The following is a 25,168-nucleotide window of genomic DNA, read 5'->3' on the forward strand; positions in this document are numbered from 1 at the left end:
AAGACCGTTGTGAGTGTTTTTTTCACAACGGGCTTGTGGCGAGTGAAGCCAATGCTATTACTTAAACTTGTTTTTTCCCAATCTCTTACTTTTTATATGTTCATTCTAGGGTTAATGTGATGAGACCGATTTCGGGGCGGTTGAATATTCTGAATGGAAAAGAGCTGTTTCCAAGTCCTCTATTCACAATCATCGTTGTGTTGTTTTGGTTATAACTACCGGACGTATAGGGTGGCAATATGCCTTGATTAGGAGAGAAGAGACCGCCGATAAAGGGAAGTCTGATTTGACCTCCGTGAGCATGTCCTGAAAACACTAAATCAACGTCATACTCTGAATAAAGAGAAAATATCTCTGGTCGATGTGCTAGAAGAATAGAAAACTCATTTTCTAGTGCTTTTTCTAAAAGAGTTAAATTCACTCCTTCTAATATACCATCCTCTATCTCGCTCAGATGAAAGCCAGGCCGGTCGTCAATGCCGATAAGTTGAATCATCTCCCCATCTATTGAAATCATCTCTAGTTCCTCTCTAAGGAATCTAACACCTAAGCCTACCAATTGTGATTCAAGAGAGTATTCGTTCATCGCCCATTTCTCATGGTTTCCAGTTACAAAATAAGTAGGGGCGATTTCTACTAATTTTTCCATCAATAGGATTCCTGCATCGAGCCCATCCTTTTGCCAACCAACTAAATCCCCGGTAAAGACAATGACGTCAGGATTTGTCTGCTCAACCTTATGAATTAAACGATGTTGATTGTCACCAAAGCTTTTATTATGTAAGTCTGATAAGTGGGCAATCTGAAACCCATTAAACGATTCTGGTAGTGTCGATGAGTGAATTGTTTTTTCTGTTATTACAATTGAGTTATTTTGAAAATATAAGAAACCTGTTAGGAAAACAAGTAAGCTTGCTAATAAGATTATCTTTTTTAGCTTCACACTATCACCTCATGTAGAAATACAATGCTTAAATACAAGTGTAACAAAAATCCTAAGAAATAACTGTAAATCTGCTTTATTTGTATATCCTTTTAGAAATCAGCTAGTATACTGTACAATAATGTAAACATGAGTAAATGAGGATGTGTTGTTGATGAATCGACTAGAGAGGGATGGATATACGGTCTATCCGATAAGTGTGCCAACGAAGGGTAGTCTTGAAACGTATAATTTTTATGTAGTGAAGCATTTGAACGGATTAAGTCTACTAGATGCGGGAGTTAATAATGAGGCATGTTGGACTAGTTTAGAAAAGTCATTGGCTGAACAAGGGTTGTCTGTTCGTGATATGACAGAAATCCTACTAACCCACCATCACGGTGATCATGTAGGGCTAGTGAATCGATTGACAAAACAGCATGACATACCAGTGTATGCTCATCCTGATGCGATTCCAAGGGTGAAACGAGACCAAGAGTTTCTAACAATGAGAGTGGAGTTTTTTGAAAAGCTATATCGTGAAATGAATTGTGGTGAAGCAGGGGAGCGACAAGTTGAGCACTTAAAGGAATCCATTGAAAAAAATAAGCATTTAGCACTTCAGTCTCCTATTACGTCGTTAATAGAAGGGGATACCATTCTGGAATTTGAAGTAATCGAATTACCAGGACACGCTCCTGATCAAATAGGATTCTACGATAAAAAAAGAAAATGGTTATTTGGTGGTGACCACCTCATTCAACATATTTCAAGCAATGCTCTAGTAGAGCCTACTGCTACAGGTGAACGAAATCGTTCGATTGTGCAATATATAGATTCTCTTCATCGATGCTCGAAGTTACATATGGATACTGTTTTTTCAGGTCATGGATTGATTATAAACGAACCAATAGTACTAATAGACAAAAGACTTGCCGGAATAGAGAGAAAGTCAGCAAGAATCTTAGAATTGATTATTAATGGTTTACATACAGGGAGCGAAATCGCTCAAACTTTATATCAAGCAGTTTATGAAAAGCAATTTGCCTTAGTTATGTCAGAGGTAATTGGACATTTAGATTTATTAGAGTATAGAGAAATGATTGAAAAGAAAATGGTAAATGGTATATGGCATTATTATAGTTAGGAAGAGTAGAGATAGAAAAAAGATTAATTATTTTTTGGAGAGGGTGTCCCAGAACCATTTTGGGATACCCTCTCCTTCTTTTTTTAACCATGTAAAAGTAGACTTTTTTTAATTTTATTATGACAAAATCGAGAATATCTGGTATTATAGCAATAATGATAATCATTATTGATGACAATTTTTATGAGGTGATAAAATATGAGTAAGGTTTGTCTATGTAAAGAAAATTTCAAAACAAAAAAAGTAGCAAAAGCATTAGAATCCTTTAATCCCTCAATAAAAGTTAAACGCAAAGGTTGTCTTGGAGAATGTAAGACATGTAAAAAATGTCCGTTCTACATACTTAATGGAAAAATAACCAAATGCAATTCAATTGAAGACTTATATGGTCAGTTGAAAAAAATTTAAAATAGAAGAGCCCACTTTTTCTGTGGGCTTAAAGTTTTGCGCGAGCCGTTCCCAAAATTTAAGCTTGCTACGAGTGGTTTCTTGCAGCAAGTGCATAATGTACGGAGCGATTACCGCGTCTTGATTCGTGTATAATGACTTTTTCGGGGCCCACAGCTAGAAAATAGATTTATTTACTGAGTACTGGCTTTTCTAATTACTATTATTTTGATAATCCAACCTATAAAGGCACCTATAATAAGAAAAATAATTGGTAAAAAAATTGGACCTAACAATAATCCAAAGATTCGCAATGTTGATGAGTAAATAACTCCAATAGTCCCTATAAAAGCTGAAAAGACAAATGGAAGGTAGGCGTAAGGGTTTGACACCCCTCCAGCGTCACGATATGCATCCCATATAGCAAACGTATAAATACAAGGGTAAAACATTAGCCATTGGTAATTGGCTAATTCGACCGCCCGCTGAGTATCACCATGAAAACTAGGAATGATGATGAGGTTTAAATTTGCTTGAACATTAATTAAAAACTCTAAAAATATAAACATTACACCCTTAAACAATTCTCCATTAAGAAATTGAGCAAAACCAGGTAGAGCAATACTCCATAATAATTTTTCAGTTTTATTTTCCATTTAATCATCTCTTTATTCTTTATTAGTTAATTCTTCTCGATTTGCTGCCTTAGGAGGTTCCTCCATCCACTCTTTGTCAATCGTAATATTTGCACCATCTTCTAAGTACTTCCCACTTTCAATAATTAAACGTCCGTAAGTTGCTGTTAAATCTCGCCTTAGTGAAACAGATAAACCACTACCATAAGCGGCTACTCCCATTGCGCCAATTTCTGTTGCGTGAAATAGCATAAGCTTATCCGAAAAAGGGGGGATTTGTGATTCTGTCACATGGGAATCCCATGTCATTGGTGCAGGTAGTAAATTCTCATTAAAAAAATCTTGAAAAAGTTCAATATGCTTATTTGAAATTTCAATACCTCTTAAGAAAAAATTTTGTACTTCATCAGATTTTGTGATTTGTGTAAACCCTAATAAAAAAGCTCTGCCAAGTGTATTGTTCGCTAAGTTTTCGAAAAGGTGGGCTATTTCAACACCTAGTAAAGGTCTTTTGTCACCAAACCAACCTGTTAAGAAACTCTGTTTTTTTATGAAGTCTATTTTATCAGGTATTGGTATCGTAGGTGGTTTAATGAGGACCCCCTTTGATAACATGACTTCTTTAGTTTTTACATGTAATTCCTTAGCATCATGAAGACAATCGCTATAAAAAATAGTCGTATCACGTCTCGTAGCCATTGATATCGCCATTCCATAGCTTACAATTCCAAATTTCCCTAAGCATCTTAAATATTCAAGGTAAAAAATATCAGAATATAATCTTGGAGCATTTAGGTTGATATCCTCTGAAGTGAATCCCATAGGTAGTGGAAATGACTCGAGTTTGAATAATTCTGTAATTTTTGCTAAGTGTTTGCTAGAGGCTTGCTTTGCTAATTGTAATAACTCCTTTACTTCAGGGTCATCAACATTTCTTAGAAAATAACTTAATACACCAATGGCAGCACTATCGCTCATATAAGTAGTCCATAGGCTAGAAAGTTCGGAAGAGGTTAATTTAATGTGTCGTGTAGTAGTATCCATATGCTGCCTCCTAATTTATGTAAGTGCTTCTAAGGTAGTATGGTAAAGTTATTTATAAATTATTTATAAGGAACCAAATGAACTAAAATTTAGCGATTTAATTCCAATGAATATATTATAGATGTATAATTTACTATTGGGATAAGATAATGTTGTAAACAAAGTAACTGGAGGTTCGTATGAGGAAAAAGTTCTTAATAAATCTTAGTGAAAATCTGCTGTTTAGAGTATTAGTTTCAGCGGTATTAACTGCAGTATTATATAGCGTGGTCGATGCAATTTACATGTATATAGTTCATGGGATACAGTTTGTGAACACATTTGGATTTACTTTAAAAGATACTCTTTCAATATTTATAGTAGGGGGCGTTCCGTTAGCTTATGTAATTGAAAGAGTGACGAGTAAGAAAAGCGAAGATAGTCGATATAAACGGAATTTGTTTTTATATAGCCTAGCTGGTCTGTCATTAATATTTATTTCGTTGATTATAGTGATAGGAAGGCCAGTAACTGAAGTTTTCATGTCTCCTTCTCATTATTTAGTTGGTGTGATGTCTGGTCTTCTTTTTTATCATGTATATTTGCTTATCATTCATTACATAAACAAGGATTATAAACCGAAATTCTTTCCACAACGGGTTGTTTCAATATTTTTATTTTGCTTTATTATGATTATCTTTGCGATTGCAGTTCCTGAAGATACATACAGAACTATCGAAGGTTACGATACAATGGAACAAGCTATTGAGGAATTACCTTATGAGATAAAAACACCTACTGTTCTTCCTGAAAATGTTTCTTTAGACTGGGTTGCCGTTTTGGAAAAGGAATTTGAGGAACAAGCACTGACAAGAATTTTTTATCGTGAAGAAAATGAAGATAGCTTTGTAGTTGATATTACGAAAGAAGAAATTGAATTTTTAGAAATCTATGATTTGGATTCTGTTACTTTAAATGGAATAGAGGCTACCCTCGGTCATACTGATTTTGGAGATCAAAAATTAGTTTGGATTGATGAGGGGCTATATTATAGTATCGAGACATTGCATATTATCTTAAGTGAAGAGGAATTAATAGAAATCGCCCAATCCTTTCGATAATGAAGGATAAGAGGTAGATGAAGGAAATTTTCTTTGTCTATCTTTTTTGTTTCTATTTGCGGATGAATATTTCTTACAATTTATATAAAAACTAACAGGGTATGAAATAGATAAGGAGATGAATTATGAAAGAGAAAATTTTAAAGTCATTATTAGTTATTGCTTTACTCCTTGGTGTTCAAACTTCTGGGATGGTTGCATTCGCTAATGAGGATTCCCCACGAGAAGTTGAACCAGAGTGGTGGTGGAACAAGGAGAAGGAAGATGATGAGAAATATCGTAACCTTGAAGGAGGAACTGAAAAGCAGGAAAGAGCAGCTCGTCAACAGCCTGTTTCAAATATCGTCCTTCAACAGCAGTATCCCGAGACGGTAATCCTACAAGGTCCGACAACAGAAAACAAAATTGCGTTAACATTTGATGATGGACCAGATCCTCGCTACACTGAGCAAGTACTTGATATACTTGCGGAATACAACGTACCTGCTACATTTTTTGTCATGGGTTCAAGAGCTATTGCATTTCCAGAAATGGTAGAAAGAATGGACGCTGAAGGACACATTGTTGGGAACCATACATATTGGCATCCGAACCTAGTAGAAAAAGGTGACATTCCAACACTTGAAAGAGAAATTGAAAGAACAGAAGATGTATTAAATGATATTGTTGGCTATCGTACAAGCTTATTCCGTGCACCATATGGCTTTTTATATGGAGAGCTAGTTGAGAAGGTAGCTGAGATGAATTACTCCGTTATTGTCTGGTCGGTTGATTCGTTAGATTGGCAAGAGGACCCGCCTGCAGTGATTGCTTCAAATGTTCTTGACAATGTTCACCCAGGAGCTATCATTTTAATGCATGATGGCGGTGATTGGGATGCCGACCGAACAAATACAATTGAATCATTACGTCAAATCATTCCAACATTACAAGAGCAAGGGTATGAATTCGTAACCGTACCAAACTTATTAAATATCCCATATCAAAAATAATATAAAACTACAAAAGAAGCACCTCTTGTTATATGGCTCGATGCCATCAAGAGGTGCTTTCCTAACGAATTCATAACTCATAACTCATAATTCATAATTCATAATTCATAATTCATAATAGTGTTAGCATTTTATTTCTGCGTTTTTTCGTTGATAGTAATAGTAATTTAGAACGATAGAAATCGCGTAAAAGGCGATGAAGAAATATAATGCTGTAATCGGTGTACCGGTGTTAGACATAGACCAACCAAATAGTTTTGGTATAAAAAATGAACCATATGCTGCGAATGCTGCAGTAAATCCTAATACAGGTGCTGCTTCTTTTACTGGGAAGATAATAGGAATCATTTGGAATGTTGAACCAGACCCTATACCAGCAGCAATAAATAATATTAGAAACGATAGTAGGAATCCACTAAATAGATTTTGTCCAAGAAAATAAATGACCGAAAGTGCACCAGCTGACATTACAACAAGGACATAAGCAGTAACCTTAGCTCCACCAAGTTTATCAGAAAGCCAACCACCGACTGGACGGAATGCAGCTGCTAAAAATGCTCCTAAAAACGCAAGTGATACATACTCTGGAAATGTGGAACGTAGCAATAATGGAAATGCGGCTGCATATCCGATAAATGAACCGAAAGTTGCTACATATAGCCATGTCATAACCCATGTATGTTTTCTTTTAACGATAACGAATTGTTCTTTTACCGATTGCTTGGCTGTTGGAAGGTTATCCATTCCAAAGTAAGCGATAATGGTCATAATAATAATTGGAATAACCCAAACGAATGCCGCATTTTGCAACCAAATTTGAGAGCCGTCAGGTAATACTTGTGCTTCGCCACCAATGAAAGCAAATGTACCTACTGTAATGATTAGAGGAGTGACAAATTGAACGACGGATACCCCCATATTTCCTAAACCACCATTAATACCAAGAGCTGTTCCTTTTTCTTTTTTCGGATAAAAGAAACTAATGTTAGCAAGTGCAGATGAGAAGTTTCCTCCACCAACTCCACAAAGTGCAGCTAAAAGAAGCATTACCCAATAAGGTGTATCAGGATTTTGTACTGCAAACCCTATCCCGATAGCTGGAAAAACAAGAATACCTGTTGAGAACACTACCCAGTTTCTACCGCCAAATTTTCCTACTGCGAATGTATATATGAAACGTAATGAAGCACCAACAAGACCAGGTATTGCAGCAAGTGTGAATAATTGCTCAGCTGTAAATTGGAAGCCGATATCATTTAAGCGAACTGCAACAACTGACCAGATTTGCCATACAATAAAAGCAAGCATTAATGTTGGTACTGATATCCAAAGGTTTCTCCTTGCATGTCTTTTTCCTTCTTTTTCCCAGAATTCTTCATTTTCTGGATTCCATTCTGTTATACGTGCCATGATTTATTCCTCCATAATTAATTCGTGTCGTAGTACTTGATGAGCCAATCATAACGTTAAATGTTAAAAAGAAATGTGAAATTTATCACAGTTTCTAGAAATTAAAATCGTGAATTTTAATATTTTGTTATATGAATAAGTGAATAGATGAGCATAGGGAAACTTAAAAGTGAAGCGTCATAGCTTTTATTATAAGTAATGGAATAGTAGTAGAGGGAGTGAGGATAACAACTCTAACTAAATGAACATATTGTGACAAATAGTAATGGAGGAAAGATAAAAATATAATAGTAACAGCTTTAAATTTTAGCAATAACAGGGGTGTTAACATCATTAACTCTTATGTCGTTCACTTCCTGTGTAATGTGCTAGTGTGATCTTTTTCACATCTTAAACTAGCTTTGTACACTATACTAAAAGAGTAAATTCATATAAAACACCAAAGAGATAACAACATAGATACTAGCTAAAAGTGTACTAAAAACAAGGAGTTGAAGGGTATGACACATCCTGAGTTTTTGAAAAAAGGAATTTGGAGTAAAGAAATTAACTTAAGAGATTTTATTCAAAAAAACTACGCACCGTATACTGGTGATGATACATTCCTAGTAGCGGCAACAGATAATACAAAGAAGTTATGGGCTCAAGTGATGGAGCTAACGAAAGAAGAAAGAGAGAACGGTGGTGTCTACGATTTAGATACAGAAATCGTTTCTACTATTACATCACATGGTCCTGCTTATTTAGATAAAGATAAGGAAACAGTTGTTGGATTTCAAACAGACAAGCCATTTAAACGGTCGTTACAGCCTTATGGTGGTATTCGAATGGCAGCTACTGCATGTGAATCATATGGCTATGAAGTAGATGGAGAAGTGGATCGCTTCTTCACCGATCATCGCAAAACTCATAATCAAGGAGTATTCGATGCCTATACAGATGATATGAAAACTGCTAGAAAAATAGGGATTATTACTGGGCTTCCAGATGCATATGGACGTGGAAGAATAATTGGAGATTACCGTAGGGTTGCTTTATACGGTGTAGATTTCTTAATTAACGAAAAGAAAAAGGATTTACAAGAAACAGGTCCAAGAATGTCAGAAGATTTGATTCGTTTACGTGAAGAATTAGCGGAACAAATTAGAGCACTTCAAGAATTAAAAGAGCTAGCAACTTCATATGGCTTTGATATTTCTGATCCAGCGGAAAATGCAAAGGAAGCTTTTCAGTGGTTATACTTTGGCTATCTAGCAGCAATTAAAGAGCAAAATGGAGCTGCAATGAGTCTTGGTCGTGTATCTACATTCTTAGATATTTATATTGAGAATGATATAAAAGAAGGAACGATGACAGAGGAAGAGGCACAAGAATTAGTCGATCATTTTGTCATGAAGCTTCGCCTTGTGAAATTTGCTAGAACACCGGAATATAATGACTTATTTAGTGGAGACCCAACATGGGTAACAGAATCAATCGGTGGTGTAGGAATTGATGGGCGTCCATTAGTAACGAAAACATCATTCCGTTTTATTCATACGCTTACAAACTTAGGACCAGCACCAGAGCCAAATTTGACGATACTTTGGTCAACGAATCTACCTGAAAACTTCAAACGCTATTGTGCTGAAATGTCGATTAAGACAAGCTCAATTCAATATGAAAATGATGATTTAATGCGTGAAGAATTTGGAGACGACTACGGAATTGCTTGTTGTGTATCAGCAATGAAAATTGGAAAACAAATGCAGTTTTTTGGAGCTAGAGCTAATTTAGCGAAAGCGTTATTGTATGCAATTAATGGTGGAGTCGATGAGCAAACGAAAACACAGGTAACTCCAATGTTTGAAAAAATTCGAGGCGATTATTTAGAATTTGATGAAGTGATGGCTAAGTATGACCAAGTGCTTGACTGGTTAGCGGAGCTATATATAAACACATTAAATGTCATTCATTTCATGCACGATAAATACAATTATGAGCGAATTGAAATGGCTCTACATGACAAAGATGTACTAAGAACGATGGCAACTGGAATTGCTGGATTGTCGGTAGTAGCTGATTCACTTAGTGCGATCAAGCATAGCAAAGTGAAAGTAATTCGAGATGAGAATGGAATTGCTGTTGATTATGTAATTGAAGGAGATTATCCGCAATTCGGAAATAACGATGACCGTGTAGATGAAATTGCTGAAGAGATTGTGACATGCTTCATGAAGAAGTTAAAGAAGCATGACACATATCGTAATGCGAAAACAACGATGTCGATACTGACTATTACATCAAACGTTGTCTATGGAAAGAAAACAGGGAACACACCAGATGGACGAAAAGATGGTGAGCCGTTTGCTCCAGGAGCGAATCCGCTACATGGAAGAGACAAAAAGGGTGCACTTGCTTCTTTAAACTCAGTGGCGAAGTTACCTTATCACCATTCATTAGATGGAATTTCTAACACATTTTCTATCGTGCCAAAAGCATTGGGGAAAGAGTCAAATGACCGAATCACAAATTTAGTTGCGATATTAGATGGTTATTCTGAAAAATTTGGTCATCACTTAAATATCAATGTATTTGATAGGGAAACGCTTCTTGATGCAATGGAACATCCAGAACTATATCCGCAGTTAACAATTCGTGTATCAGGATATGCAGTTAATTTTATTAAGTTGACAAGAGAACAGCAACTAGATGTCATTAACCGTACATTCCATGAGTCACTTGGAAGATAGGTAAGATAAAAAAGAGAATAACTAAAGCCCCTCTGAAAAAACTATCAAAGAGGGGCTTTACCTATAGTTAGAATATAATGTGAATTCAAAGTTAGAAATGAGGACTATTTATGAAGGGATATGTTCATTCAGTTGAAACGTCAGGTATGGTTGATGGACCTGGGATACGCTATGTCATTTTTACACAAGGTTGCCTTTTAAGATGTCAGTTTTGTCATAATCCTGATACGTGGGAACAAAAAAAAGGAAAAACAACATCTGTAGATGAGCTTATTGCTGATATTGAAACGTATATACCATATTTAAAGCGCTCTAATGGTGGTGTCACAGTTAGTGGTGGAGAACCATTATTGCAAATCGATTTCTTAATAGAATTATTTAAAAGATGCAAACAGTTAGGACTCCACACAACAATTGATACATCAGCTGGTTGTGTTTCGAAGACTACAGATTTTTTAAATTCACTTGAAGAATTAGTCAAATATACTGATTTGTTTTTATTAGATATTAAGCATATTGATAATGAAAAGCATAAAGAACTTACAACTGTTCCTAATAATCATATTTTAGAGTTTGCGAAGCTTCTTTCTGAAAAACAAATACCGATTTGGTTACGTCATGTTCTTATTCCGGGAATTAATGATCAAGACGAACACATACAGAGCTTGGCTTCATTTATTAACACATTAAATAATGTAGAGAAAGTTGAAGTGTTACCATACCATCAATTAGGAGTATACAAATGGGAAGAGCTAGGAATTCCATATCCATTAGCTGATGTTAATCCACCTGATAAAGAGACGATAGAAAAAGCACATAGGATTTTAGGAATTAAGGAATGACATAGTTGTAAATAAATATTGAAAAAGTTAAATATGTTGATATAATAACTTGGTAATCAAAATGAAAAACTATGTAAGAGAAGGGATAGCGCTCCTGTCACCTTTCTGCGTATTTTATCATAATGAAGAAATTTAGTGATTTTTAGTAGTGAACCTGCAAAAAATGCTAATACGCTTCCTATTCACGATGAATAGTTTAGAGGCGTATTTTTTTTGTTTTTGAAGACTAAGTAAAAGGAGAAAGCGAATGGAATTCAAGTTAGGTACAAAAATTAATTTAATTGTTATAGCAATTATCATGCTATTATCAACAATTGTAGGTTTTGTTGTTCATCAACAAATGACGAAGGGAATTGAAGAGTTTGCTACGGAAAAGGCCAGAGCAGATTTAACTTTTGCATATCGTTATATCGACACTCTTTATCCAGGTGATTGGACGATAGAAAGTAATCAGTTGTATAAAGGTTCTATATTAATGAATGATAATTATGGTGTAGTGGATACAATTGGTGATGATACAGGTGATACTGTAACAATTTTTCTAGGGGATACTCGTATCTCTACAAATGTGATTGTAGATGGACAAAGAGCGGTTAATACGAAAGTCTCTCCTGAAGTTGCTCATGTTGTATTAAATGAAGGCAATAACTATTACGGTAAAGCAGAAGTCGCAGGGTATATGTATCAAACAGCTTATATGCCAATAAAAGAAAGTACAGGAGAGGTAATTGGTATATCTTATGTAGGAGCTTCACAAGAAATTATTGACCAAACTATTGCTTCATTTTTGAAAATATTTCTTTCTGTTTTATTCATTGTAATTGTTATTTCAATGTTAATCGTTTATTTGTTTACACGAGCATTAAAGAGAAGGTTGACGATAATATCTAATGCGTTAGCTTCAGCTGGTAATGGTGACTTTACTATAGCTGTAGATGACCAATCTAGTGACGAGTTAGGAGAACTTTCTACGAGCTATAATACAATGAGAGAAAAGCTCAATACGATGATTAACCAAGTGAAGGATTCTTCCTATCAAGTAGCCGCATCTTCAGAACAATTACATGCAGGTTCAGAACAAGCAAGTAAAGCGACGGAGCAAATTACTGATGCCATCCAAGTAGTTGCGGATGGTGCAGAAAATCAAACAGTTAATGTAAATGAAAGCTCAATTGCACTTGATGAACTAGCGGTCGGAATCAATCAGATGGCTGAAAATGCATTAGTAATCTCTGATGCTAGTTCAAACACTAGTAAAAAAGCGGAGCGAGGTGGTAACTATGTTGAAAAGACTGTACAGCAAATTCATGCTATTCATACCTCTGTAGATACTAGTGGTCAAGCTATTAAATTATTAGAGAAACGCTCGGAGCAGATTGGTGATATTTCAAATGTGATAAATAAATTAGCAGCTCAAACAAATTTATTAGCATTAAATGCTTCAATTGAAGCATCTCGAGCTGGAGACCACGGTAAAGGCTTTGCAGTGGTAGCTACAGAGGTTGGGAAGTTAGCTGAGCAATCACAAAGGTCATCAACTCAAATCTCTAATTTAATCGATGAAATTAGGAGTGAAATTGTACATTCAAATCATTCGATTGAACAGGTGAAACAAGATGTACAAACTGGATTAAGTATTGTTGAACATACAGATACTAGTTTTAAGGAAATAGTCCAAGCTATGAGAGAAATGGGGGGGCAAATAGATAATATGGTTTCTACTGCAGAGCAATTATCTGCCTATTCTGAGGAAGTATCAGCAGCTATTAATGGAATCAAATCTGTTTCTAAAGAAACCTCAGCTCAAACCCAAAATGTTGTTGCTTCAACTGAAGAACAATTAGCATCTATGGAGGAAATTGCAGCTTCAGCTAACTCGTTAGCAACAATGGCAAATACGTTACAAGAGTTAGTTAGTAAATTTAGAGTGTAAGAGAAATTGGCTGAAAGTTTGTATAAACTTTTAGCCATCTTTTTTTATAAAATAAATGAAATAGTTGGGTTTTATGGTACGATTACGTCGAATACCTATACGTTTTTTGATAAAGGGGAAGTGTCATGAACTCAACGATAGTGCTTAAAATAGTATACTCTGTAATTTTAGTAGCATTAATTGGTTTTTTTGGTTTTATCGGAGCAGTTTTGACAGCCCTGATGGGTGGTGTGAAATTTTATACACCTCTTGTCATTGTGATAGCAGTTGGAATCGCAATTATTATGATTCTAGCAATTTTTAAAGTTGTCAAACCGAAAAAGCTGATGATTAGTGCTATAAGTTTTTTCGTATTATGTCTTGTCGCCATTGGAGGTTATGAACTATATAATTCTTATTACGAAAGTATTGAAATGGTAAATGACCAGGAAGTAGATTTACTAGAATATCAACCTTTTCACGAACTATCGAAAGTAGTTTCGTTAGAAAAGGAATCTACACTAAAAATAGAAAGCGACCTGCCAATTCTAGATGGAGCAACTGCACTTTATCCTTTGTATTCCGCTTTTGTTAAAGCTACATATCCTGAAGAAGAGTATCGATTGGACAGAAGTGAGGTAACGGCAACAAAAACAAATCAAGCTTATCGAAATTTGATAAATGGTGATGTTGATATAATTTTTGCTGCAGGACCATCAGAAAGGCAATTAAGTGAAGCAAAGAGTAAAGGCGTTGAGTTACATGTAACACCAATCGGCCGTGAAGCCTTTGTCTTTTTTGTTAATGCTAGAAATCCAGTTGAAAGTCTTACAATACAGCAAATCCAGGACATCTATTCAGGGAAAATTACAAACTGGAAAGATGTTGGTGGAAATAATGAATCAATTCGGGCGTTTCAACGACCTAATGACAGTGGAAGTCAAACAGCACTAGAGAACTTGATGGGGGATATCCCGTTAATGGAGGCTCCAACTGAAGATGTGGTAGCTGGAATGGGTGGAATAATAGAACAGACATCCAACTACCGTAATTTTAAGAATGCTATAGGTTATTCATTCCGTTATTATTCAACGGAAATGGTTCAAAACGGCGAGATTCGCCATCTAGCAATTGAAGGTGTCTATCCAGATAAAGAGTCAATTCATAACCATGAATATCCAATATCTGCTGAATTTTATGCGATAACAGCAGGAAGTGATAACCCGAATATTGATAGATTTATTGATTGGATATTGTCTGAGCAAGGTCAACATTTAGTGGAAAAAACAGGGTATGTACCAGTTAGAGAATACTAATTGTTTGAATAGTAGAGAATTCTGTGCTATTTTCGCAACAAGGTAAGGTGTAAATCAAAAGAATGAAAGGTTTGTTTTGATGAACAAAAAAATTGTCCTTGCAGGTGGAAGTGGTTTTCTTGGTCAATCGCTAGCTAGGTTTCTAGTAAATAAAGGGTATGAAGTTATTATTTTAACTAGAGGAAAATCGGCTGTTCACGATGATGTAAAGTACGTACAGTGGGATGGTAAACGTCTTGATGAATGGGTTGAGGCGATTGAAGGAAGTTATGCAATTGTGAACTTTACTGGAAAAAGTGTAAATTGTATTTATACCAAAGGGAATAAAAAAGAGATTATCTCGTCAAGGTTACATTCAGTTAAGGTGTTGCAGGATGCGATAAGGAATTGTAAGCAACCACCTAAAGCTTTTGTGCAAGCTGGTTCTTTAGCTATATTTGGTGATACTACCGAAGTTTGTGATGAATACTCACCACATGGAGACGGTTTCTCAGTTCATGTTTGTAAGCAATGGGAAGAAAGTTTTTTAAAAGAATCATTCCCAAATACCCGCCAAGTGTTACTAAGAATTGGTTTTGCATTAGGAAAGGGTGGAGGGGCACTTGAGCCTTTAATAAAATTAGTAAAATATAATCTCGGTGGCACAGTTGGTTCAGGGAAACAATATATTAGTTGGTTACATATTGATGATTTAAATGAAATGTTTCTTGAGGCAATTGAAAACGAGAGCTACAGTGGGATTTACAACGCAACGGGACCAAGTCCAGTTACAAATAAAGAGTTTATGAAAACGCTAAGAAAAGTGGTAGGAAAAGGGTGGTCACCGCCAGCCCCAACTCCCTTTGTTTGGTTAGGAGCATATGTACTCATGCAAACAGAACCGAGCTTAGCATTAACGGGAAGGAACTGTATACCGAAAAGGTTACAAGAGAGTGGCTTTATATTTCAATATACGGATTTAGAAAAAGCATTAGAAAATTTAGTGCGATAAGCAGATAGATATAGAGGCAGACATTCATCGGATGTTTGCTTCTTTTTGTTATTGCCTATTGTTTTAATTTGTTAAAGGTTAGGTCAAAATTTACTTACGAATGAGGATTAGGTTATTTTTATTTACATTTTTTACATTAATCTTATGAAATGGTGCAAAATATGGATACTTTGTTATAGGTTATGACCGGAAGAAGTCTTTGGTAGTGTATGTCACAATGGTTGGTCCAAACAATATTTGAATTGAGGGAACGGTATGCATATCTTAACTGCCATAATTAGTATTATTGTTGTTTACTTTAAGGGAGATTGGAAAAATTGGCAGAAATATCAAGCGACGATTCTATTTATAGCCCTAGGTAACTTAACCTATAATTTTTTAACAGCAAATTATTTTCTTTGGAGAATGGAAGCAGATTTTATTTCTAACCATACATTAACTGAAATGGTCTATACCTTTATTGTCTTTCCAGCAACAGTTATTTTATTTATAGGTAACTATCCGAATACAAAATTAAAGCAATTTCTTCATACAATACAATGGATTGGAATTTATGCTATTTGGGAAGCGGTGTTTATTTACACAGGACATATTATATATCAATATGAATGGACTTTATGGTGGTCGATTGCCTTTCTCTGTGTTATGTTTCCGTTACTGAAGTTACACGAAACGAGACCATTACTAACATATTTCCTATCGGCACTTGTCGCAGTTGCCGTTCTATGGTGGTTTGAAGTTCCAGTGCATGTACCAGTGGAGGTGAGGAATCAAGTTTGAAAGTGAATTTTGAATTATGATTTATAAGTGATAAATTAGAAATACAAATGATACTTTTAACAATTGAGTTTTTTGTGGTCTCCAACAATTCGTAACTCATAACCCATAACTCATAATTATCTTGTTAGCGCTTACTCTTTATTTGTTTAAAAGATTCTTATACTATGATACTATAGCTTTATATAATTGTTTTGTATTGGACGTTTTAAAATCGTTATATTTCCAGTGCGAATCAATTGTAATCTTATTAGGAATTAGAATACAATGATGATTATAGTTTTAAGAGTGAGGGAGAGATATTCATGTCAAATGTTAAACAAATGTACATTAATGGTGAATGGGTATTAGCTGAATCAGGTAATACTTTAGACGTTACAAGCCCAGCTACTGGTGAAGTAGTAGGAACGATTACATACGGTGACGAAAAAGATACTGCTAAAGCAATTGATGCGGCAGATGCTGCGTTTAAAGAGTGGGGTAGTGCAACAGCGCGTGAAAGAGCTAAATGCTTACAAAAGCTTTCTGGTTTACTTGCGAAGAATCGTGATGAGCTAGCTGGAATTATTGCTGCTGAATTAGGTAAGCCAATTCGTGAAGCAACTGGAGAAGTACTTGGAGCAGTTGATAACTTCGCTTGGTATGCTGAAGAAGCAAAGCGTGTATACGGGGAAACAGTTCCATCAACATTCCCTAACAAACGTATTCATGTAATGAAGCAACCTGTTGGGGTAACTGCTGCAATTACGCCTTGGAACTTTCCAATCAATATGGCAGCTCGTAAAATTGCACCAGCTTTAGCTGCAGGTTGTACAGTTGTTCTTAAGCCAGCTGAGGCAACTCCATTAACAGCTGTTCGTTTATTCGAATTAATCGAAGAAGCTGGATTCCCTAAAGGGGTAGTAAACCTTGTATTAGGTGAGCCAAAAGCTGTTGGTAAAGAAATCATGGAAAATGAAAAAGTAAGCAAAGTAACGTTTACTGGTTCAACACCTGTTGGTAAGCTATTAATGAGCCAAGCATCTAACCAATTAAAGCGTATTTCATTAGAGTTAGGTGGTCACGCACCATTTATCGTATTTGAAGATGCTGATTTAGATGCTGCTGTTAAAGGCTTATTTGACAGTAAATACCGTAACACTGGTCAAATGTGTATTTGTACGAACCGTTTATACGTACACGAGTCTGTGGCAGAAGAGTTTGCTGCGAAGCTTGTGAAGCGTGTTGAAAGAAGTGTTGTTGGTGATGGTCGTAACAAAGAAGCTGAAATTGGACCATTAGTTAACCAAGCTGGTTTAGATAAAGTATTAGACCACATTGAAGATGCAAAATCAAAAGGCGCTACTGTGTTAACTGGTGGGGAGCGCTTAACTGGTGAAGGTTATGATAATGGATTCTTCTGTTCACCAGCTGTTCTATCAAATGTAACTCCTGAAATGAAAATTGTAACAGAAGAAACATTTGGACCAGTTGTTCCAATTATCACATTCAAGGATGAAGAAGAAGTAATTGCAGCGGCAAACGACAGCAAGTATGGTCTTGCAGCTTATATGTATTCTCAAAATGTAAGCAGATGTATGCGTGTTCCTGAAAAACTTGAGTACGGTATCGTTGGCGTAAATGATGGATCACCTACACAAACTCAAGCTCCTTTCGGTGGCTTTAAAGAAAGTGGTTTAGGCCGTGAAGGTGGTAAATGGGGAATTGAAGGCTTCTTAGAAACGAAATTTGTTTCTTACGGAGTATAATATAATACTAAAGGGACTAATCGTACTATCGGTTAGTCCCTTTATTTTATACTAACATTGCCAAAATTTATCAACCTTGCTACTATTAATGTATTAGTAGGAGGTATTCATGTGGATGATAAAAAAGGCAAAACTAAAAGAAATAAAATTCGTGTAATATTGCGAAAATGGGTATTAATTTATACATTTATCATTGCCTCTTTAATTTTATTACCGACGTTTTTAATAGAATTTCAACAATCGAATCAACAGACGCAGAAAGAAATAGAAAATATAGTACAGGCACAATCTTTCTCGTTTGAAAATTGGCTTAACGATCGTTCTAGAGATATAAATATCATTTCAAAGCTAGATAAAGTAAGGGATCATGATTTTGAACGAACAAAAGAATATTTTCATAACTTTATAGAAGAAAAAGAAGAATTTTCAGATTTGGTTTTCGTTAACGAAAATGGGCTTGTTCAATTTGATACGGTATCTGCTAGTCTTGATCGAGCGAGTGATGGAGACATTATCGATGTTAGAGGTCGCGAGTATTTTAAAATAGCAAAAAATGAAATGCAGGAACATATAACAGATGTTTTAATTAGTAAGGTAACGAATAGACCAATTGTAGTATTAGCCTCACCAGTATTAGATAATGAAGGGAATTTTAATGGAGTTGTCTTTGGTGCAATTGATTTATCGACTATAGATGAATTAATGAAAGGTTCTCAAATTGGAAGTACAGGTCACTCTTATATTGTAAACAACGATGGGGTATTGTTAACAGAGTCATGGCTGGAGGAACAGCGAAGTGTAGCCTCACATTTGAATTATAAGATAGACGAACATATTTTTCAGCTTGCAAAAAAAAATGTAAATCAGTCTCCAATTATTTATCGAGATCCTCATGGGAAACAAGTTTTTAGTTCAAGTACGTGGATTAATCAAGACAACTGGTTGCTTATTACAGAAGTAAGTGCGTTTGATTCATACATAAACTTTATTAAAAAAACATCGCTTGTTGGTCTATCTATTTTAGTAGCTATTATTATTGCGAATCGTTTACTCTTCTATTTTTCAAGAAATTCGATTGAATATCCAATTGAACAACTTCTTCAAGGAGTAAAGAATTTGGAGGATGGTAATTATAGTTATAAAATAAAAGAACTAGATAAACGCACTACAGCAAACGAGTTTAGTCAATTATATGATGCCTTTAATCGTATGAGTGAGAAAGTAAGAGGACAGTTTGATTCATTAGAAGAAATATCGGCTACTTGTCAGCTTACAAATTTGTATAACCGACATTATCTAATGGACCGTGGTGAAGAAATATTGAATAGCTGTTACCAAGCAGGTATTTCTTGTTCCTGTATTACGATTGACGTTGATTATTTTAAGAAAGTAAACGATACATTTGGTCATCTTGTTGGTGATGAAGTACTTACACATGTAGCTAATGTTATATCTACATCTGTTCGCAATTTGGATATTGTTGCACGCTACGGAGGAGAAGAGTTTGTTGTAGTTCTACCAAATTCAAATGAGGTAAGTAGTATGCAAGTTGCAGCTAGAATTAGAGAAGAAGTAGAAGCGAATCCATTAAGCATTAACGATAAGAGTATAAACTGTACAGTTAGTTTAGGTGTTGCAGAGGCAAAGCCTACTGATGGTGCGATAACTTTGCTGGAGTTAATAGGCAATTCTGATAAATCTCTTTATCATGCGAAGGCGAGTGGTCGAAATCAAATTCAGCAATTTTCTAATTTAAAAGAAACAACAGAAGAGAATGATACTAATATATAAGTATGACAAAAGGATGTCTCCACGTATAGAGACATCCTTTTCCTAGTGGTAGCCTATATAAAGCTACTCACCAACAACTTTATTTACAATCTGGAACACGTCGTCTCGACTAAGCTTTTCGTGACCTTTTTCAATAGCATCTAATGTACCTATTGCAAGAGCAAGTGGTATTTTACAGAAATATAGGATTGGCCCAGAACGTAATTCCTCAAGGTAGAGCTGTCCTTTATTTAAGTTACTTCTTGCATAACGGAACATATCCTCAAGCTCCCATCCTTCAGGAAAGAAGTCTACTCCTCCACGTTCTAAATCTTCCGTTCGATTACGTATAATATTTACAGCTTGTAATCCACGGCCGAAAGCAATGGCAAGCTCATTATCAGTTTTTGTATTGTCATACCACTCCCAAAGTTTTGAAAGAAGTGTGCCGACTAACCCAGCAACATAATAAGTGTATTCATCGAGGTCCTCTTTAGAGGTAACAGAGAAGTCTCTTTCTACCCATTTGGCCATTCCTTCTGCCATTTCAGTAGTAGATTCTATAACTTGTGGAGTAATTTCTTCTGGACAAAAAGAAATCCATTCTTCTAATTGTAATGACACATCCGGTAATTTTGCTGAATATGGTTTAAAGAGTGTTTCTAAATCAGCTTGTCTAGTTTGGCTACTTAATGTTGCTGCAACTGAACGTAGTAAAGCTGCCTTTTCTTCTTTTACTATTTCTGGATGGTCTTCTATTTCATCAATTGCTCTCATTGCCAAGTACGCTGAGGCAACAGCTTCTTTTAGTTGGTCAGGTAAGAAGGTAATCGGTATATAAAAAGTGCGGCTTGTTTCCTTCAACATTTCCATCGCGGTATTGTGTAATTCCATTTGCTCACTCATATATATAAAACCTCCTTAAATTCACTTTGTCTCAAATTATGTATTGATAGCTTTCCCAATAGTTTTAAAAGGTAAAACAAAGGTAGAAAATAGGCTAAAATCGTTACTATATATTTTACCATTAATACAGTTTGAAATCGAGAGAAGTACAGCTAGAATTTTTCGACTGTATTTTTATATAATACATATTTTTGACAAACCTTCTCATAATTAGCGGTTTAATAAGGAATAATAAAAACTAGGTACTAATAAAGAAGGAGAAAGGTGATTAATGTGAAAAAAACTGTATCAAAAAAATTTTATATGAAAGTGATAAGCTGTATGTTAATTTTATCTTTCATTTCTCCTATGTTAAATGTAAATACATATGCTCAAGAGTCAAAGTTAGCAGAAGCACCTGTGTTTATTGATAACAAAGCAGTTAGAACGAAATATATAATGCGAGATGGTCATATGCTCGTACCTTCGTTATTTTTCAAACATACAGGGATAAGGGTCGACTGGAATGAAGAATTTCGCTCAGCTGTTTTCAGATATGGAAGCACCTATTTTGCTTTACCTGTTGGAACAAACTACTCTGATGATTATATGATGGATACAGGAACCTGGCAGAGAAGTATATTAACATCAAAAACTGTCGAATTTAACGGTGAATTATTTGTGCCGCTTGTAGATGTAGCAAGAAAGTTTGGGATGACTGTTCGATATGATCCAACAGTGGCACGTACATTTATTACAACAAATATTCCAGTACCTCAAAATGTGATTTATAGAGGAGATCCTAACAAAAAGCTTGTAGCTTTAACATTTGATGATGGTCCAGAAGATTACTATACAAAAAAAATCTTAGACATCCTTAAAGAAAAAAATGCACCGGCTACGTTTTTTGTATTAGGTAAGCAAGTGGAAGAGTTCCCGACTATGATGAAGCGAATTGTTGATGAAGGTCATGGGATTGCAAACCATACTTGGAATCACCCTTTGATACCGAATATAGGTACTGACAAATTAATTGAAGAAGTCAGGTCAACACAACAAATAATGGCTAAGACAGTAGGAAGACAACCAGACATAATTCGACCTCCATTTGGAGCATTTACAAAATCAGATGCCATCGTGTTAAATCAAATGGGCATGAGAATCATTATGTGGTCTGTTGATACACTTGATTGGAGCGGTTTATCTGGTGATGAAATTGTCAACATTGTCCATAAAGATGTTACTCCTGGAGGGATCATTCTTCAGCATAACTTCCAATCAGACGCACGACTGTTAGATGGTACGATTGATGCTTTGCCAAGAATAATTGATGAACTAAGAGAAAAAGGATATAAATTTGTAACAGTGCAAACATTGTTAGACAGTAGATAGGGTAAACATATATCGTATAAAAAGCAAAGGAATGGTTGATTCTATCCTTTGCTTTTTTTGTAGTGTAAGAAATATTTAAAATTTTTTCAAAATATATGAAACTTTTTCCTTTTTGAAACGTCTATATCTATAGTGGCAATTCTACTGTAATAGGATAATAGTTACATTTTAGGTATAAGATACATATGATTCTATTATTTATGTTACTATAGCACTGACACTTAAATTACCAATAGTTGGAGGGTTATTATGAAGTATAAACGAATAGGAATTCTATCTTTATCGACCATGTTATCATTAGGGCTTGTAGCACCTACTATTAGTGCTGCAGATATTAATCAGGTTAGAGATCAACCAGAGCACAAAGTAATGGTATCTAGCTTAGAAGTTGAGTCTGTAGAAAAAAAGGATTTAATAGAAAAGATTCGTAAGCTATTCCCGAATAAGTTTGATATTTTAACAGAAAGTGACTTTCACATGGATCATCACCGTTATTATGGCTATGATGACGATGATACAATTAGATATAACCTTCACTATAATAAGCGTGTAGGGGATAACTATGTACATGGACAATTTGAGTTCGTAGGGGAAGATTTAGAAATTCAGCATATGTACACACAACCTTTTGATGATAAAGGGGCATTGTTCCCACCAAAAGTGAATGAAGATGAAGCTGAAAAGATAGCGAAGGATTTTCTAAACAAGATTGCCAATTCTTCAAATTATCAATTAAGTGATGAGCCCGACTACTATAATCCACCAACGAACCGTCCTTTAACAGAGGCTATTGAATATCGTTTTCACTTTGAGCGATTACAAGATGGCATTCCTGTATTAGGACAAGGCATACATATTACTGTACTTGGGAATGGTGAAATCACTAATTTTTCGAATAGTCAATATCAATCAAAGCCACTTCAATTTGAGCAAATAAAAAACGTATTAGACGATGAAAAGGTTCTAGAAAAAATTAAAGAGAACCTTAACCTAGAATTAAAATACAAAGTTGACTATGACTACTATTATGGTGGCGAAGATGTTGAATTAAGTCTTGTTTACGTTCCTAGTCCTTCAATTGAAGGTGTTCACGCAATTAACGGCAAATGGAAGATTGGTCCTAGCTTTGTCGATGAATTACCAGAGCCTTCAGAAGTAAAAATGCTTCGAGACCAAGCATCTACAAATGCTACTCCAATTTCAAGAGATGCAGCGAAAGAAAAGGTTGAGTCATTGCTCAAACCATTTGTAGGAGAAAATGAACAGTTAAGAATCCACGGTGTCCATGAAGTAGATAATCAAGGAATGACACTTTATGATGTAAATTATATGATTGAAAGTAGAACAGGAGGACACGGTTCAAGTATTGCAATTAATAAACAAACAGGTGATGTCATACGTTTCCACAACCCAACTGGTTATTATAGAGGAAACAGTGATGTAAAAGTAAATGTTTCATATCAAGATGCTTTGAAAAAGGCAGTTGAGAAATTAAATGAATTATCACCATCAATTTTACATCACTATTCATATCCAACTGTCGATTTAAAAGAAACAGGATATGGCGGTGTCTATAATCTATCATTCCCACGTGTTGTTAATGGTATCGAGGTAATTGGTAGTAATATTTCAGTAGATATCTCTGCTGAAGACGGTTCTTTACAATCTCTTTATACAAACCATCCAACACTAACAAATGTACCTGAAATTAGTACAGCTGTTGATAAAGAAAAGGCACAAGAAGACTTTAATCGAGATTTAGAAGTAGAGTTAACGTACATGAATGATTTCAGAAGTGAAAACAATCAATACCATTACCTTGTGTATCAAGGAATGTTTGCCAAACCTTATCAATTTTACGATGCAGTTGAAGGTACATGGAAAAATGAAAGATACGTAGAAGAAGGTAGAGAAGCTGTAGAAGTGACCCACTCATGGGCAGAGGAAGAACTTAATTATTTAATTAAAGCAGGTATTATTGAGATAGATAATATGGAAGAATTTAATCCTGACGAATCAATCTCTAAAGGTGAAGCGTTAAAAGTACTAATGAAATCTTTAACTAGGTTCTATCCGCACTACCCTTATGAAGACAGAGATGACAAGCGTTTTGAGAATATCGATAGCTCACATCCATTATATGATATAACAAATCGAGCAGTAGAAATTGGAATTCTAGATACGAAAACTAGTACATTTGATTATGAATCTACTTTATCAAGACAGGAATTAGCTATTTGGTATATTCGTGCATTAGGACTAGAAAATGCTGCGAAGCATAGTGACATTTATAAACTTTCATTCAAGGATGAAAGTGAAGTCGAGAAGGAATATCGTGGATATGTTGCACTAGTATCAGCTTTGGAAATCTTAAATGGAAGTAATAACCAATTTAAACCGAATGGAGAAGTAACAATGGCTCAATTAGCTGTTTCAAATCTCCGAATGGCACAACATACGACTAATCCACAATATAGATATTATTAAAAGAAGAAATATAAAGATAAATGACCTACTTTAACAATGGATTAAGGTAGGTCATTTATAGATCGATTTTTTCGTAGATTTTTTCTCAGTAGGAATTTCTTCCGTATTCTTTGGTGGTAGTTTAAAGAACCATAATACATAAAAGTAAGCAATTAAATCGACTATTGATATTGTTAAAAAGCTCCAATACCGACGCCATTTTTTATATTCAATTAATTTCGTGAATTTCACTAAAAAATATTCGAATAAAGTGATCAGTGTAGGAGAAATAAGATGGTACACTGATTTTACAAGCAGATTTTTTCTATGAGGGTAATAAATAATAAAAAATGCACAAAGAGCTGGGTATACAAAATACTCAAATGTAAAGCTTGTCTTGTTTGCTTTCTTAAATATACGTAATGGGTATCTTATTAACCCTTTTTCTACAACAACTAATCCAAAGAGCCATGTAAGTAATTGTTTAAAAAGGAATGCAAGATGTGCTTGTCTTTGTTTCTCCTTAGGCACAAAAAGTAGCAAAAGAAGTGCCATACTAATCCAGGAGAATGATAAAATAACCTTATCTCTCCTCTTACTCAAATGTATCCCTCCAATTAAAGAACATGATACTGCTTAGTTTTCTCAAATAGAAAAAAAGTATACGTATGTTTTTTATCTTACAGGTTGGGTAACATAA

Annotated in this window: 20 protein-coding genes; 14 read left to right on the forward strand and 6 right to left on the reverse strand. The window is 35.1% G+C overall.

From position 1 onward, the window contains the following. Nucleotides 1-100: 100 nt before the first annotated feature. Nucleotides 101-943 (reverse strand): metallophosphoesterase, encoded by an 843-nt coding sequence (locus CD003_RS04630; RefSeq protein ID WP_218838244.1) that lies wholly within the window; start codon nt 941-943, stop codon nt 101-103. A gap of 154 nt (nt 944-1,097) precedes the next feature. On the opposite strand from CD003_RS04630, the gene CD003_RS04635 reads away from it, so the two are divergent. Beyond that, nucleotides 1,098-2,069 (forward strand): MBL fold metallo-hydrolase, encoded by a 972-nt coding sequence (locus tag CD003_RS04635; protein ID WP_096199709.1) that lies wholly within the window; start codon nt 1,098-1,100, stop codon nt 2,067-2,069. Between the two features lie 198 nt (nt 2,070-2,267). Further along, nucleotides 2,268-2,477, forward strand: coding sequence for a DUF1450 domain-containing protein (locus CD003_RS22530; protein WP_096199710.1), 210 nt, complete (start codon nt 2,268-2,270; stop codon nt 2,475-2,477). A 173-nt stretch (nt 2,478-2,650) separates the two neighbouring features. Here the strand turns inward: CD003_RS22530 and CD003_RS04645 are convergent, their stop codons facing one another. Both CD003_RS04645 and CD003_RS04650 read right to left on the reverse strand, forming a co-directional pair. Then, nucleotides 2,651-3,112 carry a hypothetical protein gene (locus CD003_RS04645; RefSeq protein ID WP_096199711.1) on the reverse strand — a complete coding sequence of 154 codons (462 nt, stop codon included), beginning with the start codon at nt 3,110-3,112 and terminating at the stop codon, nt 2,651-2,653. Between the two features lie 12 nt (nt 3,113-3,124). Then, nucleotides 3,125-4,135: a DUF3231 family protein gene (locus tag CD003_RS04650; protein WP_096199712.1), complete on the reverse strand. Its 1,011-nt coding sequence runs from the start codon at nt 4,133-4,135 to the stop codon at nt 3,125-3,127. Nucleotides 4,136-4,314: 179 nt separating this feature from the next. On the opposite strand from CD003_RS04650, the gene CD003_RS04655 reads away from it, so the two are divergent. Continuing rightward, a complete protein-coding gene (locus tag CD003_RS04655) occupies nt 4,315-5,235 on the forward strand; it encodes a DUF4367 domain-containing protein (protein WP_096199713.1) in 921 nt (306 codons plus the stop codon). A gap of 125 nt (nt 5,236-5,360) precedes the next feature. Further along, a complete protein-coding gene (locus CD003_RS04660; protein WP_096199714.1) occupies nt 5,361-6,227 on the forward strand; it encodes a polysaccharide deacetylase family protein in 867 nt (288 codons plus the stop codon). Nucleotides 6,228-6,350: 123 nt separating this feature from the next. On the opposite strand, the gene CD003_RS04665 is transcribed toward CD003_RS04660, so the two are convergent. Beyond that, nucleotides 6,351-7,637 (reverse strand): MFS transporter, encoded by a 1,287-nt coding sequence (locus CD003_RS04665; RefSeq protein WP_096199715.1) that lies wholly within the window; start codon nt 7,635-7,637, stop codon nt 6,351-6,353. Nucleotides 7,638-8,137: 500 nt separating this feature from the next. Here CD003_RS04665 and pflB point away from each other — a divergent pair, with 500 nt between their 5' ends. The 8 genes from pflB to CD003_RS04705 all read left to right on the forward strand — a co-directional run bounded on the left by pflB (nt 8,138) and on the right by CD003_RS04705 (nt 19,746). Continuing rightward, complete coding sequence (pflB, locus tag CD003_RS04670) at nt 8,138-10,369, forward strand: formate C-acetyltransferase (protein ID WP_096199716.1); 2,232 nt, start codon at nt 8,138-8,140, stop codon at nt 10,367-10,369. A gap of 110 nt (nt 10,370-10,479) precedes the next feature. After that, nucleotides 10,480-11,211, forward strand: a complete 732-nt coding sequence (gene pflA / locus CD003_RS04675; protein ID WP_096199717.1) for a pyruvate formate-lyase-activating protein — start codon at nt 10,480-10,482, stop codon at nt 11,209-11,211. A gap of 247 nt (nt 11,212-11,458) precedes the next feature. Beyond that, nucleotides 11,459-13,144 carry a methyl-accepting chemotaxis protein gene (locus CD003_RS04680; RefSeq protein WP_096199718.1) on the forward strand — a complete coding sequence of 562 codons (1,686 nt, stop codon included), beginning with the start codon at nt 11,459-11,461 and terminating at the stop codon, nt 13,142-13,144. Between the two features lie 125 nt (nt 13,145-13,269). Beyond that, nucleotides 13,270-14,439, forward strand: coding sequence for a PstS family phosphate ABC transporter substrate-binding protein (locus CD003_RS04685; RefSeq protein WP_096199719.1), 1,170 nt, complete (start codon nt 13,270-13,272; stop codon nt 14,437-14,439). 79 nt (nt 14,440-14,518) lie between these two features. Further along, nucleotides 14,519-15,430 carry a TIGR01777 family oxidoreductase gene (locus tag CD003_RS04690; protein ID WP_096199720.1) on the forward strand — a complete coding sequence of 304 codons (912 nt, stop codon included), beginning with the start codon at nt 14,519-14,521 and terminating at the stop codon, nt 15,428-15,430. A gap of 255 nt (nt 15,431-15,685) precedes the next feature. Beyond that, entirely contained in the window at nt 15,686-16,210 is a 525-nt protein-coding gene (locus CD003_RS04695) for a CBO0543 family protein (RefSeq protein WP_096199721.1), read from the forward strand. A 302-nt stretch (nt 16,211-16,512) separates the two neighbouring features. Next, nucleotides 16,513-17,955 (forward strand): NAD-dependent succinate-semialdehyde dehydrogenase, encoded by a 1,443-nt coding sequence (locus tag CD003_RS04700; protein WP_096199722.1) that lies wholly within the window; start codon nt 16,513-16,515, stop codon nt 17,953-17,955. Nucleotides 17,956-18,066: 111 nt separating this feature from the next. Continuing rightward, nucleotides 18,067-19,746, forward strand: a complete 1,680-nt coding sequence (locus tag CD003_RS04705; protein ID WP_142302841.1) for a sensor domain-containing diguanylate cyclase — start codon at nt 18,067-18,069, stop codon at nt 19,744-19,746. A gap of 63 nt (nt 19,747-19,809) precedes the next feature. Here CD003_RS04705 and CD003_RS04710 read toward each other — a convergent pair whose 3' ends face one another. Beyond that, nucleotides 19,810-20,631: a squalene/phytoene synthase family protein gene (locus CD003_RS04710; RefSeq protein WP_096199724.1), complete on the reverse strand. Its 822-nt coding sequence runs from the start codon at nt 20,629-20,631 to the stop codon at nt 19,810-19,812. Nucleotides 20,632-20,895: 264 nt separating this feature from the next. Here CD003_RS04710 and CD003_RS04715 point away from each other — a divergent pair, with 264 nt between their 5' ends. Both CD003_RS04715 and CD003_RS04720 read left to right on the forward strand, forming a co-directional pair. Continuing rightward, nucleotides 20,896-22,002 carry a polysaccharide deacetylase family protein gene (locus CD003_RS04715; RefSeq protein WP_257008173.1) on the forward strand — a complete coding sequence of 369 codons (1,107 nt, stop codon included), beginning with the start codon at nt 20,896-20,898 and terminating at the stop codon, nt 22,000-22,002. A 249-nt stretch (nt 22,003-22,251) separates the two neighbouring features. Further along, nucleotides 22,252-24,489: a YcdB/YcdC domain-containing protein gene (locus CD003_RS04720; RefSeq protein WP_096199725.1), complete on the forward strand. Its 2,238-nt coding sequence runs from the start codon at nt 22,252-22,254 to the stop codon at nt 24,487-24,489. Nucleotides 24,490-24,540: 51 nt separating this feature from the next. Here CD003_RS04720 and CD003_RS04725 read toward each other — a convergent pair whose 3' ends face one another. Beyond that, nucleotides 24,541-25,071 (reverse strand): CBO0543 family protein, encoded by a 531-nt coding sequence (locus CD003_RS04725; RefSeq protein WP_257008174.1) that lies wholly within the window; start codon nt 25,069-25,071, stop codon nt 24,541-24,543. Between the last annotated feature and the right edge of the window lie 97 nt (nt 25,072-25,168).

The organism is Bacillus sp. FJAT-45350, from assembly GCF_002335805.1.
Classification (GTDB): Bacteria; Bacillota; Bacilli; order Bacillales; family NISU01; genus FJAT-45350.

Coding starts and splice junctions, on each gene's coding strand:
- CD003_RS04710 (WP_096199724.1), bottom strand. CDS start 20,631: ATGAGTGAGCAAATGGAATTACACAATACCGCGATGGAAATGTTGAAG.
- pflA (WP_096199717.1), top strand. CDS start 10,480: ATGAAGGGATATGTTCATTCAGTTGAAACGTCAGGTATGGTTGATGGA.
- CD003_RS22530 (WP_096199710.1), top strand. CDS start 2,268: ATGAGTAAGGTTTGTCTATGTAAAGAAAATTTCAAAACAAAAAAAGTA.
- pflB (WP_096199716.1), top strand. CDS start 8,138: ATGACACATCCTGAGTTTTTGAAAAAAGGAATTTGGAGTAAAGAAATT.
- CD003_RS04720 (WP_096199725.1), top strand. CDS start 22,252: ATGAAGTATAAACGAATAGGAATTCTATCTTTATCGACCATGTTATCA.
- CD003_RS04695 (WP_096199721.1), top strand. CDS start 15,686: ATGCATATCTTAACTGCCATAATTAGTATTATTGTTGTTTACTTTAAG.
- CD003_RS04660 (WP_096199714.1), top strand. CDS start 5,361: ATGAAAGAGAAAATTTTAAAGTCATTATTAGTTATTGCTTTACTCCTT.
- CD003_RS04700 (WP_096199722.1), top strand. CDS start 16,513: ATGTCAAATGTTAAACAAATGTACATTAATGGTGAATGGGTATTAGCT.
- CD003_RS04690 (WP_096199720.1), top strand. CDS start 14,519: ATGAACAAAAAAATTGTCCTTGCAGGTGGAAGTGGTTTTCTTGGTCAA.
- CD003_RS04685 (WP_096199719.1), top strand. CDS start 13,270: ATGAACTCAACGATAGTGCTTAAAATAGTATACTCTGTAATTTTAGTA.
- CD003_RS04680 (WP_096199718.1), top strand. CDS start 11,459: ATGGAATTCAAGTTAGGTACAAAAATTAATTTAATTGTTATAGCAATT.
- CD003_RS04645 (WP_096199711.1), bottom strand. CDS start 3,112: ATGGAAAATAAAACTGAAAAATTATTATGGAGTATTGCTCTACCTGGT.
- CD003_RS04665 (WP_096199715.1), bottom strand. CDS start 7,637: ATGGCACGTATAACAGAATGGAATCCAGAAAATGAAGAATTCTGGGAA.
- CD003_RS04635 (WP_096199709.1), top strand. CDS start 1,098: ATGAATCGACTAGAGAGGGATGGATATACGGTCTATCCGATAAGTGTG.
- CD003_RS04650 (WP_096199712.1), bottom strand. CDS start 4,135: ATGGATACTACTACACGACACATTAAATTAACCTCTTCCGAACTTTCT.
- CD003_RS04655 (WP_096199713.1), top strand. CDS start 4,315: ATGAGGAAAAAGTTCTTAATAAATCTTAGTGAAAATCTGCTGTTTAGA.